The sequence below is a fragment of the Neobittarella massiliensis (ex Bilen et al. 2018) genome (assembly GCF_014269355.1).
Classification (GTDB): domain Bacteria; phylum Bacillota; class Clostridia; order Oscillospirales; family Ruminococcaceae; genus Neobittarella; species Neobittarella massiliensis.
Map to the genome: position 1 here is coordinate 1,433,595 of NZ_JACOGI010000001.1, position 17,260 is coordinate 1,450,854.

Below are 17,260 nucleotides of genomic sequence, written 5' to 3' on the forward strand. Positions count from 1 at the left end.
AAAACCGGCACCTCTTTTCTTTTAAAGATTACTGGATGGTCATGATCAGTGTGCTGGTCTCGACCGAGTCGCCCTTAGCCACGTTCACAGCGGCAACGGTGCCGTCGACCGGGCACATGATCTCGTTTTCCATCTTCATGGCTTCCAGAATGGCCAGAACGTCACCTTTTTTCACCGCGTCGCCGGCAGCGACCTTGAGGTCGAGGATGGTGCCGGGCATGGGGGCTTCGATCTTGGTGCCACCGGCCACTGCGGGCGCAGCGGGAGCGGCGGGGGCAGCAGGTGCTGCCGGGGCGGCGGGAGCGGGAGCCGGAGCAGCGGCCGGGGCGGGAGCGGCAGCTACCGGAGCAGCGCCGGCGCCCAGCTCCTCGACAGCTACGTCGTAAGCGGTACCATTGACAGTTATGCTAAATCTTTTCATGTTGATATATCCCCCTTTAGTCAGGTCTTAAAGCGGCATGTTGCCGTGTTTTTTTGGCAGGTTGGTGACCCGTTTGCCAGCTAACATCTCGCAGGCGGAGATCAGGGCACTGCGGGTGTAGGCCGGATCGATCACATCATCTACATAGCCGTTTTTGGCCGCCTCAAAAGGCGAGGCCAAGGTATCGATGTACTCCTGTACTAGGGCGGCCTGGGCGTCTTTATCGGAGCCCTTGACCTTGTCGGCCCACAGGATGTTGACCGCTGCCTCGGGCGACAGGGTGGAGATGACGGCGCTAGGCCAGGCCAGCGTCAGGTCGGCGCTGGCATTTTTGCCGGCCAGCACCACATAGGCACTGCCACAGGCCTTGCCGGTGACCACGGTGATCTTGGGACAGGTGGCCTCGGCGTACACGTGGGCCAGGCGGGCGGCGCTGCGGGCGGCACCGGCCAGCTCGTCGGAGGCGCTCTCGTAGAAACCGTCGGTGTCGACCAGAGTGATCACCGGGATGCCAAAGCTGTCGCACACCGAGACAAAGCGGGCGATCTTGGCGGTGCAGGACGAGCACATCTGGTACGCAGCACCGGCGGTGGCAACGACGCCCACTACCTGACCGGCCAGAGTGGCCAGCGCAGTGGTCACGTGCGAGGCAAATTGAGCCGAGAGCTCCACGACGCTGCCGGCGTCGAAGATACCGGCCAACACTGCGGCCACGTCGTAATCCTGCATGTTCTCGCAGATACCGCGCAGTGCGGTGCCATCGGCCTCTTCGTACTCGACATAGGGGGCCTCGGACAGATTGTTGAGCGGCAGCAGCGAGACGATCTTTTTAGCCTGCTCTACTGCGTCGTCGACGTCACCAGCTACCAGGTGGCAGACACCGGCCTTGGCGGCGTTTTCGGCGCTGCCGGCGCCGGCGACCTTATCGCCCAGAGCGCTCGTCACAAAGGGGGCGGTCATGAACAGCTGGGCGTCTTTGGCCATGATGACCACGTCGGCCGAGGCGGCCATCACCGCGGCAGTGCCGGCACAGACACCGGCCACCACTGCTACCTGGGGCACGACGCCAGACAGCGACTGGGCGCAGCCGAGCATCTGGCCGTAGGCGGCCAACACGTCGTGGCCCTCTTCCAGGCGGGCGCCGACCGAGTCGTAGATACCGACTACCGGCACGCCCACCTTGGCGGCCAGCTCGTACACCTTGGCCACTTTTTTGGCGTGGACGGTGCCCACGGCACCGCCCTGCGAAAAGGCGTAGGCCATGCCGCCGCCGATCATGCCGTAACCGGTACACACGCCTGCGGCGTCCTCCCCGCACCCGGCATAGGCGTCAAGCTCGACGAAGGTGCCTTCGTCGAACAGTGCGACCAGCCGCTTGTAGGCGCTGGTACCGCGGTCCAGACTGCCGCCCTGCTGCGCAAGGATCTCAAGCCTGCTTTTAAGACTCATCTCTGTTCCTCCATTTCCATACTCTGCAATATCTTCGGCGTGCGGGCAAAGACCCGCCGGTAAAACCGCCGCCGAAAAAATGATAGCCTTTTCTGTTTTGGCCCACAAATGGGCGCCAAGGCAGTTTGGCATCACAAAACCAAAATCAAATAAATTATACAACGCCACCCGGAAAATAACAAGTAGCAAATACCATCGGAAAGGCCCAAACTGCCGCCGGACAACAAAAAACCGGGCGGAACGTATTCCGCCCGATTTTTATCGCCTCGTCATATCTACACAACAGACGCTGGGGGATCCCTTTATGGACTCTGTCCCAGGGGCATCAGTCAGCTGAGGCCGTAGATCTTCCTGTCACCTTGGCGGACAGCCAGGCCACACCCGGTGATCGCGGTGCAAACGCGGCAAAGACTAACAAACATTCGGTGGCTTGCTCTCCCCGTTTGTTAAAAGAGCCAGCGCCAATTTCCTGTAAAAAAACTCTAAATAAAGCACTTTAAAAACTACGCTGGCAGGTTTTTCTCGACAATTTTATGCTTTTTAGTCCTATTCCAGCAGTGTCTCCAGGTCTTTTACTGTGGGCTGTACCACTGTATTATGATTGATTTTTGCCGCTGCAATCTTGCTGCTAAACATATAACAGGGCTTAAAAGGCCTTCCCATATCGACAGAGGGAGCTGTAAGAGGGATCGTCATTTGTGTTTGCTGTAATATGCAGGCATCTGCAAAATCATTAAGAAAAACCGCATTGCACCAGTTTCATTCGTGTCATAGGGGTCCTCTACAATGAATGAAAAGTCTTTAAAAGTCGTGGCAATATGAATGGTGCCCTCAGTTTCAGCCGCAGGCTTTGTGAGGCGCAAGGTGTCATTTTCCAGAGAGACAGCGGAAAAGCTGTCATAGCTTAAGATCGTATCGTCGATGACGTTACCCAGAGATACTGTGCTGGGAAAGGCGACACTTACCAGTTCCTCATCCTCCCGTTTATAGTGCTCGCGCACCTTCATAAAATAGTCGGAATACTTGCTTTTAGGCTTTAGCCACATATCCAAAGTGTGTTCGTTTTCTTGGTAATTAAATGTAAAACGAGTTTGATTGGCAAGCCTGTCACCGATGCAGTAGATAGGGATCCCACTATTTGCAACGGTGATAAATGCGTCCGGATCAGCGAGCAGGTCAATCTCTCCATTGCCGATACTCGCCACCACATCATTTCCCTCCTGCTGTGCAACCTCCAAATCGCTCACCCCGGCGTTGGTGCTGATGCCCGCTACCATTTGGGCAAAATCCGGATAGGTATTCACCGCCATGGCCACATTTGTCAAAGGCCCCATACAGATGATCTGCAGCTTGCCACTCGACTCTTTTGCCGCCTCATACATCACTTCCCACGCGGGCTTATCCGAGAGTTTCTTTTTCCCCGCCGGCAACGAAACGCCTCCCAAACCGTATTTTCCATCAGCAGAGCCTGTAGCACTAAAAAGCTTTACCAGAGGCTCTGATCTCCCCATCGAAACGGGGCAGTCAAAACCGTAGAGATTGGCCATTCCCAGCAGATTTTTTCCCGCCTGCTTGGCTGTGACCGCGCCATAGGTGGCGGTGAGCCCCTTTAGCTGCAGCTTATCACAGGTACCAATTAAGCCCAGCGCATAAAAATCGGATATATTGCCATCGCTGTCAATGAGGATAGGTGTTTCCTCTGTCAATGTTGTGCGTACAGGTTCTTTCCCCATGTCAGAGTCGTCGCCGCAACTACACAGTGTGGAAAGCGTCAGTAGTAAACAGAGCGCTATGGCGATAAAGCGTTTCATAATAAACCTCCTGTTCCTGTGCTCCCTCTGGCGGATGGGCACAGACGTTTCGTTACACCGGTCGGCGGGCATGAAATATTTATGACGTTCTGGACATCGGTGACCAAATCGATGAGGCCATCTATGGTCTAAAAGCAAACGCTCTCTGAATAAAACAGCAATTGTTATCTGGCCTACTTAACCTAGTCCTTTTATGTGGATACACGAGTTACATAGTGGAGATGTTCATCTGTCGTGTCATAATTGTATAGCAGTTCGCCTTGTCCAACACGGTGACCGGGTTTGCTCTCCATGAAATGTCCACCGTGCTGACCGTGCACACCGGCGCGGTGTCAGTAACTTTTTCATGTAGGCATCTGCCTAAAAGTATCGCTACTTTGGCTATTTTTGCAATCAGAAACTGAGATCGGCAATGGGGATCTTGACTACATAGCGCTGATAGACGGCCGTATTTGCGTATTGGGAACAGAGACCACCACTTCGCACCTCCTTTTGCGGCTGATCTTGTATGTCAGCCAGGGTCCGCTCCCATCGTCTATGCTACCGATACTGGAGAGAACCGCTCTGAACACCTGCGCGCTCATATCTTTTTTACCGCCGGCTGCATCTATGCTGATTACCTGGCCGGTGGTATTGTCGACATAGAGTGACAGAGCCGGTGCCTCACCGAGCGCCGGAAACTCCCCGGTGTCTTAGAGAGAAAAATTGTGGAGGGCAGTACCATAATGACACATATGCGCAGGGCCGATACTTTTTCATATCCAGCACCTCCTTGTATGTATTCTACAAAATTCGACAAATATTCTCAAGACTATCCAGATATAATCTCTCATTTGCTGGTACCATCCTGTGTATTTTGGGCAAACTGTATGGCTGACAAAAAAGAGGCGCGGATAGGTCCGCACCTCTTTTTTTGCCGACTGGGTAGATACCGCAGCTGCTAGAGATCTTTTTTCTCGAAAATATTGCGGGAGACGCCAAAGGAGATAAGGCCGCCCCCCACCAGCAGTGCCAGTACCAGCGCCACGTATACCGCCGGCGGCATGTGCATGAGCCAGGCAGGCAGCTTGACACCCAAAGCATTTGCCAACATGAGCGCCGCGTAGGGCACCATCATGACTAAGATCATGAGGATGCGGGCGCGCTCGGCCCCCATTTTGTAGAGGATGGGCAGGATGACGAAACCGGCCAGCAGACCTACAGACCCGGTGGCGCCGATGACGGCAAACCCCTCGATAAGAGAGATACCGGTCTTAAAAAAGCTGAACACCACATTGAAGATAGAGAGCAAAACAGCGGCGCTGCCGGTCATGATGAACATAAACAGGTAGCGGGCGGTGACGATCTGCCCCCGGGACAGTGGCATGCTCACTGCAAACCGCGGCCAGTGGGCCATATCGTCGTAGCTGGCGGCGGTGATCGAGAGCAGTGTGAGCATCATCATGACGATACCGTAGAAGAAAGAGGCATCGCTGAAAAAAGAGAACACACCAAAAAAGGCGAAGTAGATGATGTACAGTTTGATGTTGCTGCCGAAGATATAGATATCTTTTAAGATCAGGCCTTTCACTGCCGGTCCCCCCTCTCGCTGCCGCGGATGAAGTGCAACAGCACCTCTTCCAGTCGTCCGGGCTCGCACACCACATCGCCGGCAGGCAGCCCGTTTTGTATATCGCACACCGCCTCGAAACCGAATGCCCCCTGCTGCAGACCGATGAGCGCAGACCGCTGGGTGCTGTCCATGGCGGCCAGCTGCTCGGGCGAGCCCTTGAGCAGCATGTACCGCTCCAGCAGCTGGTCTTTTTCCTGGCAGAGCAGCAGCCGGCCGTCGTCGATGAGTGCGATGTAGTCGGCAATGCGCTCCAGGTCGCTGGTGATGTGGGAGGAGATGAGGATGGAGTGGTCTTCCTCCAACATAAAGTCGGCGAAGATATCGAGGATCTCGTCGCGCACCACCGGATCGAGCCCGCCGGTGGGCTCGTCGAGCAGCAGCAGCCGGGCGCGGTGCGACAGCGCCGCGGCAATGGACAATTTCATCTTCATGCCGCGGGAAAATGCCTTTACCTTTTTATCCAGCGGCAGCGCAAACTGCTGCAGGTAGTGAAAAAACTGGTCCTGGTCCCAATTTTGGTAGATGTTTTGCATAATGTGGGATATTTGCCGCGGCTGCAGAAAGTCGTGGAAATAGCTCTCGTCAAACACCACCCCGATATCCTGTTTTTGCAGTGGGCCGCACACCTCGCTGCCAAACAGACGCACGGTGCCGGCGTCTTTTTTCACCACGTCCAGTATCAAATTGAGCAGGGTGCTCTTACCGGCCCCATTTTTGCCCACCAGGCCCAGCACACAGCCGGCCGGCAGGACCAGATCGACTTTTTGCAGCGAGAAACCGCTGTAATGCTTTTCCAGGCCCTGTACCTCTAACGCATATTCCATCTATGTCGCCTCTCTATCTCACGGTATCGTTTTGCCGCCGGGCAGCGCGCAGCCGGTCACTCGTCGTACAAGAGCGCGGCCAGCTGCACGAACTCGGCCCGGTCGACCCCACAGCCCTTGGCTGTGGCGGCAGCCTGTTCCAGCTGGCTCTCCAGCTGGCGCATCTTCTCCTCCCGCACGAATTCCAGATCGCGCTCGGCCACAAAGCTGCCCCGCCCCTGCTGGGTGGAGATAAAACCCTCCCGCTCCAGCTCCTCGTAGGCGCGCTTTGTGGTGATGACACTGATCTTCAGCTCTTTTGCGAGCAGCCGCATCGAGGGAAGCGCTTCCCCCGGTGCCAGCCCCCCAGTGAGGATGGCGTCTTTGATCTGCGCCACGATCTGCTCGTAGATGGGGGTGCCGCTGGAATTGCGGATGATGATGTGCAACCGCTTCATCTCCTTTGTCAAGTGTACACTGTATATATAGTATATATACAGTATGAACTATTGTCAATACAATCGATAAAAAAATAGATGGAAAGTTTTAGAGGGCCCGCCGGGGCGGTATCGCCGGGGACACCAGAGAGGAAAACGCGCCGCACCGGCCCGACAGAAGCGGGCCGACACGGCGCGTTGGATACAGGATAAAAAGAGCGGCTGGCTCAGCGGAAGATGCCGACAGCGGTGCGCAACATGATGGCGATATCGCCCCAAAAGGAGAAATTTTCGAGGTACTGGAGGTTATAGACCATTTTGGCCGGCAGCACCTGGTGGATGTAGATATCGTCGGTATCGCTGCCCGAGTCGAGCATCTGCTGCTCATCTTTAAACTTGATGCTGGCGTTGGAGGTGATGCCCGCCGGCAGCAGCAGGGTGGCCCGCATCTCGTCGGTATAGGCCTCTACATAGCGGGGCACCTCTGGCCGGGTGCCCACAAAACTCATATCGCCCAGCAACACGTTGAGCAGCTGGGGGATCTCGTCGATGCGCAGGTCGCGCAGACGTTTGCCCACCCGGGTGATGCGCATATCCCCCGGCTCGGTGATGAGCGAGCCCAGTTTTTCGGCCCCCTGGACCATAGTGCGAAATTTGAAGATGCGAAAGATGCGGCCGCCGGTGGTCACCCGCTGCTGGCGAAAAAATACCGGGCCGGGCGAATCGAGTTTGATCCACAGCGCCAGCGCCAGAAAGACTGGTGAGAGCAGCAGCAACATGGCGGCGCTGAGGATGATATCGAACCCCCGCTTGCAAAAGAGCCCCACCCGCTTGTGGCGCAGCAGTTGCCAGTACCGGCGCACGGCCGGATTATCCAGCGCTGGGGGCAGCTGTTTGGGCAGCATCACGGGCGCAGATCCTCCAGACAGTTTTTTACCACCTCGATGACGTACTGCTGCTGCGCGTCGGTCATGGTGGTGTAGACCGGCAGCGTGATCTCGTTTTCAAATTGGGCCAGCGCACAGGGGTAGTCGGCGATGGAATAGCCCATGTCTTTATAGGCGGTGAGCAGCGGCAACGGCTTGTAGTGCACGTTGGTGGCCACTCCCTGCTGGCCGATGCGCTCGATGAGTGCATCGCGCTGGATGCGGCCGGCGCCCGGTACCCGCGCCAGGTACAGATGCCCGCTGGAGGTGTAGTCGTCGCCGTAGTGGCGCAGCGACTCGAGCTGGCCGGCAAAGGCGCGGTCGTACTGCTCGATGAGCTGGCGGCGGCGGGCCAGGAGCGCGGGATAGCGCGCCAGCTGACTGAGACCCAGTGCAGCCATGATATCGGTCATATTGCACTTGTAGGCCGGGGAGACGATGTCGTACTCCCAGGAACCGGCCCTGGTCTTGGACAGTGCGTCTTTGGTTTGGCCGTGCAGCGAGAGCAGCATGAACTGGCGGTATATCTCGTCGCTGTCGACGCCCTCGAACCGGCGCCAGGCGGCACATCCGCCCTCGGCGGTGGTCAGGTTTTTGACGGCGTGGAAAGAAAAACAGGTAAAGTCGGCCACGCTGCCCACCATCTGCCCGCCGTAGGTGGCGCCGATGGCATGAGCGGCATCGGCCACCACGGCGATGCGGCCGATAGCGGCCTGCAGGGGGGTCTGCGGCACGAACCTGTCCTGCTCGCGCTCCAGAGCCTTAAAGATGGCCCGGTAGTCGCAGGGCACGCCGCCGATATCTACCGGTATGACCGCCTTGGTGCGGCTGGTGATGGCCGCGCGCATTTTTTCGGGCGACAGGTGAAAACTGCCCGGCTCGGTATCTACCAGCACCGGGGTGGCCCCCACGTGGCAGATGACGCTGGCCGAGGCGGTGTAGGTGTAGGCGCTGGTGATGACCTCGTCGCCGGGGCCGATGCCCAGCACCCGCAGCGCCAGTTCCAGCGCGGCGGTGGCCGAGTTGAGACAGGCGGCCCGGTCGGCCTGACAGTATGCGGCCAGCTGGCGCTCCAGCTCCTTGGTTTTGGGACCGGTGGTGATCCAGCCCGAGCGCAGCGCCTCTACCACGCTCTGTATATCCTGCTCATCTATATCCGGGGGTGAAAACGGTATCTGCATCATGACAAAGACCTGCTTCCTTTTTGTTTTGTGTCCGCTGGGGACAGTGCCGCCCCGGCCGCCACGCGGCGCGCAGGCAGCTGATAAAAGACCGGCCGGTGCGCAGGGACCTCATCCGATCTATAATGTACCTATTTTATGGCATTTACTGGGGGGTGTCAAGAAAAACGGCGGCAGCGGTCGGAGGGGCTGTGGGAAAAGTGTCCAGTGACACAGCGGTGTTTTTTAGCATAACGGCGAATTTTACCAAAAGCATATAGACCGCGGCTCAGGTGTGCTAAAATAGGGTTGTATTTTTGGTATCTCTCGGCTAAATAATCCCTACATGGCCATATGGCCGCTAAAGGAGGAAGCTTTTTATGCCCAAAAATGAACTGCTGCAAAACCTGATCGACACGGGCTTCAACCTGCCCAAGCACCAGCCCTACCCCGAGCTGACCGACGGATTCGTGGCCAGACGGCTGGACAAACCCGCCGGCAAGGTGGATGTGGTGATGGACACCGACACCTTTAACGAGATCGACGACCAGTACGCTATCTCCTACATGCTGAAGCACGACGAGAAATTTAACGTGCAGGCCATCTATGCCGCGCCTTTTGTCAACGAGAAGATGAAGGGGGCCCCCACCGCCGCGGTGGGCATGGAAAAATCTTACGACGAGATCTTTAACATCTTAAAGCTGCTGGGCCGGGAGGACATGTTTGACAAGGTGTACCGCGGCTCTACCAGCTTTTTGCACGACGAGCAGACGCCGGTCATCTCGGACGCGGCCAAAGACCTGGTGGAAAAAGCCATGCTGCGCGCCGACGACGACCCGCTGTATGTCATTGCGATCGGCGCTATCTCGAACGTGGCCTCGGCCCTGCTGATGAAGCCCGAGATCGCCAAAAAGATCGTGGTGGTGTGGCTGGGCGGCCACTCGCTGGACTGGCCGGACACCATGGAATTCAACATGGTACAGGATATTGCCGGGGCCCGGGTGCTTTTGACCTGCGGCGTGCCGGTGGTGCTGTTCCCCTGTATGGGCGTGGTATCGTCGCTGGCGACTACCGGGCCGGAGCTGCAGCACTGGCTGAAGGGCAAAAATGCGCTGTGCGACTACCTGTGCGACATCACCTGCACCGAGGCTGAGGAGTGCGGCCAAGGCCCGTACTGGAGCCGGGCGATCTGGGATGTGGCGCCGGTGGCGTGGTTTTTGAGCGATGCGGTGATGGACCGCCTGGAGCCCGCACCGATCCCGTCGTACGACGGCCACTACAGCATCGATAAGTCCCGCTACCCCATCCGCTATGTCTACGCGCTCAACCGCGACAAGATCATGGGCGACCTGTTCGAGACCCTGACCAAATAAGAGAGACAGACGATAGGAGCTATGCGCCGGTGCGAGCACGCACCGGCGCATTTTTTGTATTTGGTACGGGCGGTGGAGACAGGTGCCGGCAGGCGGCAGTTGACTGCCGCACGCCCCAGCGCCTATACTATAGAGACGGCGGCGACCTCGGCCGCCGCACATACCGGTAGAAAGACAGGTACTTTTGATGATGGGACCTTTTTACGATACACATTCAGCGCCGCCCATACCCGCCGAGGCCCTGACCCACGGCGGCAAATTTCACGCCGACGATGTATTTGGCACCGCGCTGCTGCAGCTGCTGCGCCCCGACATACAGGTGCGGCGCAGTTTTCGCGTGCCGGCAGACTTTGCGGGGCTGGTGTACGACATTGGCGGCGGCCCGTTCGACCACCACCAAAAAGGGGCCCCGGTGCGCCCCGACGGGGTGCCCTACGCCGCTTTTGGTCTGCTGTGGCACGCCTATGGTGAAATACTGCTGCAGCGCTTTTTGCCCCCCATGCCTACAGAGCAGCGGCGGCGCGAGGCACTGCGCTTTGACGAGAAGTTCGTACAGCCACTGGACCTGGATGACAACACCGGCTGCGGCAGCGAGCTGGCAGCGCTGATCGGTGATTTCAACCCCGCCTGGGATGAGGACAGCGGGCCCGACAGCGCCTTTTGGCGGGCGGTGGCGTTTGCCGATACCGTGCTGCGCAACCGGCTGCACAGCATCGCCGGCTTTTGCCGCGCCAAGGCACTGGTGGAGCAGGCGCTGCAGCAGATGCAGGACGGGGTGGTGATACTGCCGCGCTTTGCCCCCTGGAAATCTGTGCTGTCGCCCAGTGAGGCGGTGTTTTGCGTGTATCCCTCTCAGCGGGGCGGCTGGTGCGCCCAAGGGGTGCCCATCGAGGACGGCGGCGGGCAGCTGAAGTGCCCGTTTCCCCCGCAGTGGGCCGGGCTGGAAGATGAGGTACTGCAGCGCACCAGCGGTATCGGCGGCCTGACTTTCTGCCACAACAACCGCTTTTTGATCGCGGCGACCACCCGGCAGGACGCGCTGGCTGCCTGCCGCGCCGCCGTACAGTTGCGCGGCCAAGACAAATAGAGTAAAATGTGGATGCGGGCTGGGCGCACCGCGCCGGCCCGATAGTTGCTGTTTGAGAGCTGTGCCCGTTTGCGCTGGTTTGCGCTGTTTGCGCTGTGAATAAAAAGGAAGTTTTAACGATATGAGCCAACTGTACAATTTTTTGCTGCGGCTGAAAAAGTATGTGCTTCTGCCCTTCGACCTGGTGCTGTGGGGCTGTGCCTACTTTTTCTCGTTTGCCATGATCCGCAACACCTTTTCGCTGCTGGGGTACGAGCACGTGTTCGTCACCACTTTTTTGACCTATCTGGGTTGTGGTCTGGCCGCCTTTTTGCTGTTTCGCATCTACGACCAGATGTGGCAGTACGCCGACTTTGTGGAATTTTTGTATGTGGGTATCACCAGTGTGGTGGGCAACATCTTCTTTTTTGTAGTCAGCTTTTTTCTGCACCTGAACATCGGCGTGCGCACCTACATGATGAGCGCGATCCTCAGCACCTTCTTTTTGTTCATGTGCCGCATCGTCTACAAGATCAACAAGGTAGTGGACGCCAAGTTCTCAAAGCCCGAACCCAAGCGCACCAAGCGGCTGCTCATCGTGGGTGGCGGCGAGGCCTGTGCCATGATCTTGTCGGAGTTAAAACGCAACGTGTCTAACGAGTTTTTGCCGGTGTGCATCGTGGACGACGACCTGACGAAAAATCGCCGCTCGATCCAGGGTATACGGGTGTGCGGCACCACTGAAGATATCCCCGAGGTGTGCCGGGACTACAAGGTGGACGCGATCTTATTTGCCATCGCCAACCTGGGCAAGAACGACAAAAAGCGCATCCTCAACATCTGCGCTCAGACCGGGTGCGAGGTGAATCTGATCCCCGACCTGTACCGGGTGATGACCGGGCAGAACGTGCCCATGAGCAGCATTCGCCGGGTGGAGGTGGAGGATCTGCTGGGGCGCGACCCCATCAGTCTCAACTTAAAAGACGCCGCCCAGTACATCACCGGACGCACGGTGATGGTGACTGGCGGCGGCGGGTCTATCGGCTCGGAGCTGTGCCGCCAGATCGCCAAATACTCGCCGCAGCGGCTGGTCATCGTGGACATTTACGAGAATAACGCCTACGACATCCAGCAGGAGCTGGTGGGGCTGTATCACGACAGTTTGGCCCTGGCGGTGGAGATCGCCTCGATCCGCGATTTTGAGAAGATGGATATCCTCTTTGACCGCTACCGGCCGGACATCGTGTTCCATGCGGCGGCCCATAAGCACGTGCCGCTGATGGAGACCTCGCCCGAGGAGGCGGTGAAAAACAACGTATTTGGCACCCTGAACTTAGTAAAGCTGGCCGACAGCTACCACGTGCACCGCTTTGTGCAGATATCCACCGACAAGGCGGTGAACCCCACCAACGTGATGGGGGCCACCAAGCGCATCTGCGAGATGATCATCCAGTCGATGGACGCGGTGAGCGAGACCGAGTTCGTGGCGGTTCGCTTTGGCAACGTGCTGGGGTCTAACGGGTCGGTCATCCCGCTGTTTAAAAAGCAGATCAAGGCCGGCGGGCCGGTGACGGTGACCCACCCGGATATCATCCGCTACTTTATGACCATCCCCGAGGCGGTGTCGCTGGTGCTGTCGGCCGGAGCTATGGCCCGGGGCGGTGAGATCTTTGTGCTGGACATGGGCGACCCGGTGCCGATCCGCCAGCTGGCCGAGAACCTGATACGGCTGTCGGGCCTAAAGCCGGGGGTGGATATCCAGATCGAGTACACCGGCCTGCGCCCCGGCGAAAAGTTGTTTGAGGAGCTGCTTATGGACGAGGAGGGAATGCGCGAGACCGCCCACAAAAAGATCTTTGTGGGCAAGCCCATCGAGCTGGACGTGCCCACCTTTTACCAGGAGCTAGAGCGGCTGCGCACCGTGGCCGAGGACAACGACCGCCGCGGCGTGACCGAGATGGTGAAAAAGATCGTGCCCACCTACACCCCTAAAGAATAGGCGTAGAAAGAGCCCCCACTGCCCGGCGGCGGTAGGGGCTCTTTTTTTATCTGTGTCTCAGCCGCCTATACGATAAAAGTATCTGCTGGGGCGGGTAGGGATACGGCGGCCGGAGACAAACTCAGGAGCAGAGAAAAGCGCGGGGGCAGTATCGCAGCGGTGTTTATACGATCACCCAGGTGCCCGGTCACACGCTGTATGGCCCTATACCTGTGGGGCGATCGCTATCCCGGTCTCCCCTGCTGCACGCCGCCGCTTTTGGCTGGCACCGCATCTGGGGGCACCTTCCTGCCCGGCGCTCTCATGATCGTACCTTAAACGGCAAAAGCTCGGATGGCGACACAAATAGAGAGCGGACGCCGCGTGGCGCCCGCTCTCTATTTTATACTGTGTCTATTTTAAAAAGCCCTCGATGATCTTTTCCTCGGCCTGCTGTTCGGTGAGGCCCAGCGTCATGAGCTTGGTCATCTGTTCACCGGCTATTTTGCCGATGGCTGCCTCGTGGATGAGGGCGGCATCGACGTGGTTGGCCGTGAGCTCGGGGATGGCACTGACCACGCCGTTATCCATGATAATAGCGTCGCAGGCCGAATGGCCGTTACAGGCGGCGTTGCCGTTTATGCGGGAGCGAAACAGCTGCCGCGAGGTGCCTTTGGCCACCGAGCGGGAGACCAGATCGGCCCCTGATCCCTCGCCGTTCAAGTCGACTACGAAGTTGGTCTCAGCGTACTGGTCGCCGTGGGTCATGATCTTTTCTTTGATGACCAGCTTGGCGTTTTTACCCAGCACCGCCGTGGATTCGCGCTTGGTGGAGTCGACGCCCTTAATCTGCGTGGTGTCCATCTCCATATAGCTGTCTTCAGCCATCTCGATATGGGTCTTGGGGTCGATGACCCGCTTGCCGCTGCCGTCGCCGATGCCCAAGTGCTTTTCGATGTACAGCACCCGCGCCCCTTTTTGCAGGAAAAAGCGGTGGACGCCGTTGTGCCGGGCCTCGGACCCACCGTCGTTGTGCACGCCGCAGCCGGCCACGATGGTGACATCGGCCCCTTCGCCGATATAGAAGTCGTTGTACACCAGATCGTTTACGCCGGTGTGGGTGACTACCGCCGGGATGTAGATGGTCTCGCCCACGGTGTCGGGGTCGACCAGGATATCGATGCCCGGCTGGGTGAGCTTAGACTCGATCTTGACATGCTCGGTGGACTGGCGGCCGGCGCAATCACCGTCTTCGCGGATGTTGTAGGCGCCGCCGATAGGGCCGCCGAACAGGTCGGATACCTGGCCCAAAAGCTCTTGGGTGATGGGGTTCATATTCATGTCATCAGGCCTCCCTTCCCGTTCTGGGGCAGTATGCGCAGCTGCCGCCCTCGGTATCCAGCAGCGCGGGCAGTATTTCTTCTCTGGGGCCGTGGGCGGTGATGTGTCCATCGGCCAGCACCACGATCTCGTCGGCGATCTCTAAGATGCGCTCCTGGTGGGAGATGATGAGGATGGAGCCGCTGACCTGCTGGCGCAGCTGTTTAAACACGTCGATGAGGTTGGTGAAGCTCCACAGATCGATGCCGGCCTCGGGTTCGTCAAAGATGGTGAGCTTGGTCTTTCGAGCCATGGCCATGACGATCTCGATGCGCTTGATCTCGCCGCCGGAGAGGCTCTGGTTGACCTCGCGGTCGATATAGTCGCGGGGGCACAGGCCTACCTGGTGCAGATAGCCGCAGATCTCGGGCTCGTCGAGTTGGCGGCCGGCGGCGGTGATGATGAGATCGCGCACGGTGATGCCCTTAAAGCGGACCGGCTGCTGAAAGGCGAAGGTGATGCCCTCGTTGGCCCGCTGGGTGATATTGTGACCGGTGATATCGGTCCCGTCGAGCAGCACCTGCCCGCTCTCGGGCGTCATGATGCCGGCGATGACTTTGGCCAAGGTGGACTTGCCGCCCCCATTGGGACCGGTGACCACTACGAACTTGTTGTCGCCCACCGTCAGGTCGATATCGTGTAAAATGACCTTTTTGCCGTCTTCCGGCGCGGTGAGGGAGATATGTTTGAGCTGTAGCATTGCGTCCCCTCCGTGTATAAAAATGTTACGAATTTGTAAATTCGGGCCTAAAAGAGCCAAACCCAACGGGAGTATGCCCCAAAACCGCCGTTTTGGTCACGGCTTATGGAAACAGAGCCTGTCTCTTTTACCCAGGGAGCATTATACACCAATTTCATCCAAATTAAAAGAGAGGCGCACAAAAAAGGGATAAAAAATTTGTCGCTCCTGCCTTTTAAAATCTGCGGCTGTAACGACGCGGCAGCGAGCTGTGTACATACGGTTGCAGATGTGACCAAAAAACGGTATAGTGGGGATAGAGAACAGACACCTGCCCCACCCCGGTGCGGCAGGCCGATAGGAGGGGGCCGTTATGGTGCGGCGCAGAGACAGAGCGCGCGGGTTTACGCTGGTGGAGGTCATTGTGGTGCTGGTGATACTGGCCATACTGGCGGCCATTGCCATCCCCGCGCTGACCGGCTATATCACCACCGCCCAGGAGCGGGCCTGCCAGGTGAACATAAGTGGACTGCGGCGGGAGCTGATGGCCGAGGAGATCTACCAGACCGGCGGGCAGGGCAAGCTGACCAGCCCCGAGCTGCAGCAGATCGCCGATGTATCGGATTTTGTGTGCGCGCAGGGCGGGCCGTACAAGGTGTCGCGCAGTGCGGGGGGCGATGTGCGCATCCAGTGCGTGGTGCACAACATCTCGTCTTTTGGTTTTGACATGGCCGGGGCCCTGAGCGGCCTGTTTGAAAACGGCGACAGCGAGCTGCAGACGGTGCTTAAAAACTTTACCGCCATGAACAAGCACATCGACTCCTCGAGCCCCAACGGCACCAACGTGAAAAAAGTGGTGGCGGCGCTGAAAAAGCAGGGCTTTGACATGGAGGGCGAAGGGGTGAACACCTGGTCGTACCAGGGACAGGGCAGCGGCAGGTACATTTTGTACTGGACCACCGAGAACATTGCCGACTACCAGGTGGGACAGTCGATGCGGGTGATGCGCTACAACTCGAACCTGGGGACCTACACTGCCGGCTATGTGACGGTGGGCACCGAGACGCTGGAGGGCCAGAGCTACAAGGTGCTGAGCTATAACACCGGCTGGCAGGAGTACACTGCAACGCCCCAGACGGACAGCGACAAGAAAAACTTCGACACCATCAGCGGGGTGTTTGAAAAGATGCCCGACGCGCCGTGACAGCAGCCGCCGGGCGGCCGGCACTGTGCAGTGGGGCCGTGTGGGACGGACGTCTTGCACGGCCCTTTTTTGGCCAGTGGTCACCGCTGCGGCCGAAAGGCGCGGGCGCGCAGCGCCGTGGGGCAAAACGGCGCGAACAGAGAGGAAGGCGCATATGGAACGCTTTATAAACCTGACCGAAGAGAACCTGGCCGATGAGCACTTGAGCTGCATCATCCGCAGCAAAAAGGGCCACCCGGGCGTGGACGCCAAGCGGCAGTGGCTGGCCGAACGGCTGAAAGAGGGGCACGTCTTTCGCAAATTGGACGAAAAGGCCACCGTATTTATCGAGTATGCGCCGCTAGAGACGGCCTGGACCCCGGTGGTGGGCGACAACTACCTGTACCTGTACTGCCTGTGGGTAGACAGCGGCCATAAGGGTAAAGGCTACGGGCGGGCGCTGATGGAGTACTGTCTGGCCGACGCCCGGCGACAGGGGCGATCGGGCGTGTGTATGCTGGGGGCCCAAAAGCAGAGATCCTGGCTCTCGGACCAGAAATTTGCCCGGAAATTTGGCTTTGAGGTGGCCGACCGCACCGAGGACGGCTACGAGCTGCTGGCGCTGTCGTTTGACGGGACGACGCCGGCGTTTGCCCCGGCTGCCAAACGCCAGCAGATAGATAGCCAGGAGCTGACCATCTACTATGACTGGCAGTGCCCCTATGTGGCGCGGGCGGTGGAGAGAGTAAAGCAGTACTGTGCAGAAAACGGCGTTTTGCTGAAGCTGGAGCTGGTGGACACCCTGCAAAAGGCCAAGGAGCTGCCGGGAGTGTTTAACAACTGGGGCGTGTTTTACAAGGGGCGGTTTGAGACGGTAAACCTGCTGGACGCGGCCTACCTGCAGCGGATCTTAAAAAAATAAGCGTCCGACCGGGTGCCGGGATTGGCGGCGCCCCGGCTGAGAACACGGCCGGTGAGGCAC

General features: G+C 58.4%; 15 protein-coding genes. 5 read left to right on the forward strand and 10 right to left on the reverse strand.

The genetic code is table 11. The features are described from left to right. Positions 1-28: 28 nt before the first annotated feature. From H8K20_RS06615 to H8K20_RS06650, 8 genes are all read right to left on the reverse strand, one after another. Entirely contained in the window at positions 29-421 is a 393-nt protein-coding gene (locus H8K20_RS06615; protein WP_186487860.1) for a biotin/lipoyl-containing protein, read from the reverse strand. Between the two features lie 27 nt (positions 422-448). Continuing rightward, positions 449-1,870 (reverse strand): carboxyl transferase domain-containing protein, encoded by a 1,422-nt coding sequence (locus tag H8K20_RS06620; protein WP_186487861.1) that lies wholly within the window; start codon positions 1,868-1,870, stop codon positions 449-451. 692 nt (positions 1,871-2,562) lie between these two features. Further along, entirely contained in the window at positions 2,563-3,681 is a 1,119-nt protein-coding gene (locus H8K20_RS06625) for a nucleoside hydrolase (RefSeq protein ID WP_186487862.1), read from the reverse strand. Between the two features lie 940 nt (positions 3,682-4,621). Continuing rightward, positions 4,622-5,251 (reverse strand): ABC-2 transporter permease, encoded by a 630-nt coding sequence (locus H8K20_RS06630; RefSeq protein ID WP_105204136.1) that lies wholly within the window; start codon positions 5,249-5,251, stop codon positions 4,622-4,624. Then, positions 5,248-6,117 (reverse strand): ABC transporter ATP-binding protein, encoded by an 870-nt coding sequence (locus H8K20_RS06635; RefSeq protein WP_186487863.1) that lies wholly within the window; start codon positions 6,115-6,117, stop codon positions 5,248-5,250. Before H8K20_RS06635 ends, H8K20_RS06630 begins: the two co-directional genes overlap by 4 nt. A gap of 56 nt (positions 6,118-6,173) precedes the next feature. Next, on the reverse strand, positions 6,174-6,545 hold the full coding sequence (locus H8K20_RS06640) for a GntR family transcriptional regulator (protein WP_154867050.1): 372 nt from the start codon (positions 6,543-6,545) through the stop codon (positions 6,174-6,176). 215 nt (positions 6,546-6,760) lie between these two features. Beyond that, positions 6,761-7,438, reverse strand: coding sequence for a sugar transferase (locus H8K20_RS06645; protein WP_105204427.1), 678 nt, complete (start codon positions 7,436-7,438; stop codon positions 6,761-6,763). After that, the gene (locus H8K20_RS06650) at positions 7,438-8,643 is read right to left on the reverse strand and encodes a DegT/DnrJ/EryC1/StrS family aminotransferase (RefSeq protein WP_341480827.1); all 1,206 of its coding nucleotides are present in this window, start codon (positions 8,641-8,643) and stop codon (positions 7,438-7,440) included. The genes H8K20_RS06645 and H8K20_RS06650 overlap by 1 nt, the downstream gene beginning before the upstream one ends. Positions 8,644-8,999: 356 nt before the next feature. Between H8K20_RS06650 and H8K20_RS06655 the strand changes: the two genes are divergently transcribed. From H8K20_RS06655 to H8K20_RS06665, 3 genes are all read left to right on the forward strand, one after another. Beyond that, positions 9,000-9,992: a nucleoside hydrolase gene (locus tag H8K20_RS06655; RefSeq protein WP_105204130.1), complete on the forward strand. Its 993-nt coding sequence runs from the start codon at positions 9,000-9,002 to the stop codon at positions 9,990-9,992. A gap of 187 nt (positions 9,993-10,179) precedes the next feature. Beyond that, positions 10,180-11,079: an MYG1 family protein gene (locus H8K20_RS06660; RefSeq protein WP_243206187.1), complete on the forward strand. Its 900-nt coding sequence runs from the start codon at positions 10,180-10,182 to the stop codon at positions 11,077-11,079. 121 nt (positions 11,080-11,200) lie between these two features. Next, the gene (locus H8K20_RS06665) at positions 11,201-13,057 is read left to right on the forward strand and encodes a nucleoside-diphosphate sugar epimerase/dehydratase (protein ID WP_243206188.1); all 1,857 of its coding nucleotides are present in this window, start codon (positions 11,201-11,203) and stop codon (positions 13,055-13,057) included. A gap of 393 nt (positions 13,058-13,450) precedes the next feature. Here H8K20_RS06665 and H8K20_RS06670 read toward each other — a convergent pair whose 3' ends face one another. Next, on the reverse strand, positions 13,451-14,371 hold the full coding sequence (locus tag H8K20_RS06670; RefSeq protein ID WP_154867044.1) for a SufB/SufD family protein: 921 nt from the start codon (positions 14,369-14,371) through the stop codon (positions 13,451-13,453). A gap of 10 nt (positions 14,372-14,381) precedes the next feature. Continuing rightward, a complete protein-coding gene (locus H8K20_RS06675; RefSeq protein ID WP_105204128.1) occupies positions 14,382-15,116 on the reverse strand; it encodes an ABC transporter ATP-binding protein in 735 nt (244 codons plus the stop codon). A gap of 352 nt (positions 15,117-15,468) precedes the next feature. Between H8K20_RS06675 and H8K20_RS06680 the strand changes: the two genes are divergently transcribed. Together H8K20_RS06680 and H8K20_RS06685 are read left to right on the forward strand one after the other, a co-directional pair. Beyond that, positions 15,469-16,299, forward strand: a complete 831-nt coding sequence (locus H8K20_RS06680) for a prepilin-type N-terminal cleavage/methylation domain-containing protein (protein ID WP_186487864.1) — start codon at positions 15,469-15,471, stop codon at positions 16,297-16,299. Positions 16,300-16,453: 154 nt separating this feature from the next. Further along, positions 16,454-17,200, forward strand: a complete 747-nt coding sequence (locus H8K20_RS06685) for a GNAT family N-acetyltransferase (RefSeq protein ID WP_186487865.1) — start codon at positions 16,454-16,456, stop codon at positions 17,198-17,200. The last annotated feature ends 60 nt before the right edge of the window (positions 17,201-17,260 follow it).

What these genes read in the sequence shown, in the direction of transcription:
- H8K20_RS06615 (WP_186487860.1), bottom strand. Translation starts at nt 421, where the DNA reads ATGAAAAGATTTAGCATAACTGTCAATGGTACCGCTTACGACGTAGCT.
- H8K20_RS06620 (WP_186487861.1), bottom strand. Translation starts at nt 1,870, where the DNA reads ATGAGTCTTAAAAGCAGGCTTGAGATCCTTGCGCAGCAGGGCGGCAGT.
- H8K20_RS06625 (WP_186487862.1), bottom strand. Translation starts at nt 3,681, where the DNA reads ATGAAACGCTTTATCGCCATAGCGCTCTGTTTACTACTGACGCTTTCC.
- H8K20_RS06635 (WP_186487863.1), bottom strand. Translation starts at nt 6,117, where the DNA reads ATGGAATATGCGTTAGAGGTACAGGGCCTGGAAAAGCATTACAGCGGT.
- H8K20_RS06645 (WP_105204427.1), bottom strand. Translation starts at nt 7,438, where the DNA reads ATGCTGCCCAAACAGCTGCCCCCAGCGCTGGATAATCCGGCCGTGCGC.
- H8K20_RS06650 (WP_341480827.1), bottom strand. Translation starts at nt 8,643, where the DNA reads ATGATGCAGATACCGTTTTCACCCCCGGATATAGATGAGCAGGATATA.
- H8K20_RS06655 (WP_105204130.1), top strand. Translation starts at nt 9,000, where the DNA reads ATGCCCAAAAATGAACTGCTGCAAAACCTGATCGACACGGGCTTCAAC.
- H8K20_RS06660 (WP_243206187.1), top strand. Translation starts at nt 10,180, where the DNA reads ATGATGGGACCTTTTTACGATACACATTCAGCGCCGCCCATACCCGCC.
- H8K20_RS06665 (WP_243206188.1), top strand. Translation starts at nt 11,201, where the DNA reads ATGAGCCAACTGTACAATTTTTTGCTGCGGCTGAAAAAGTATGTGCTT.
- H8K20_RS06670 (WP_154867044.1), bottom strand. Translation starts at nt 14,371, where the DNA reads ATGAACCCCATCACCCAAGAGCTTTTGGGCCAGGTATCCGACCTGTTC.
- H8K20_RS06675 (WP_105204128.1), bottom strand. Translation starts at nt 15,116, where the DNA reads ATGCTACAGCTCAAACATATCTCCCTCACCGCGCCGGAAGACGGCAAA.
- H8K20_RS06680 (WP_186487864.1), top strand. Translation starts at nt 15,469, where the DNA reads ATGGTGCGGCGCAGAGACAGAGCGCGCGGGTTTACGCTGGTGGAGGTC.
- H8K20_RS06685 (WP_186487865.1), top strand. Translation starts at nt 16,454, where the DNA reads ATGGAACGCTTTATAAACCTGACCGAAGAGAACCTGGCCGATGAGCAC.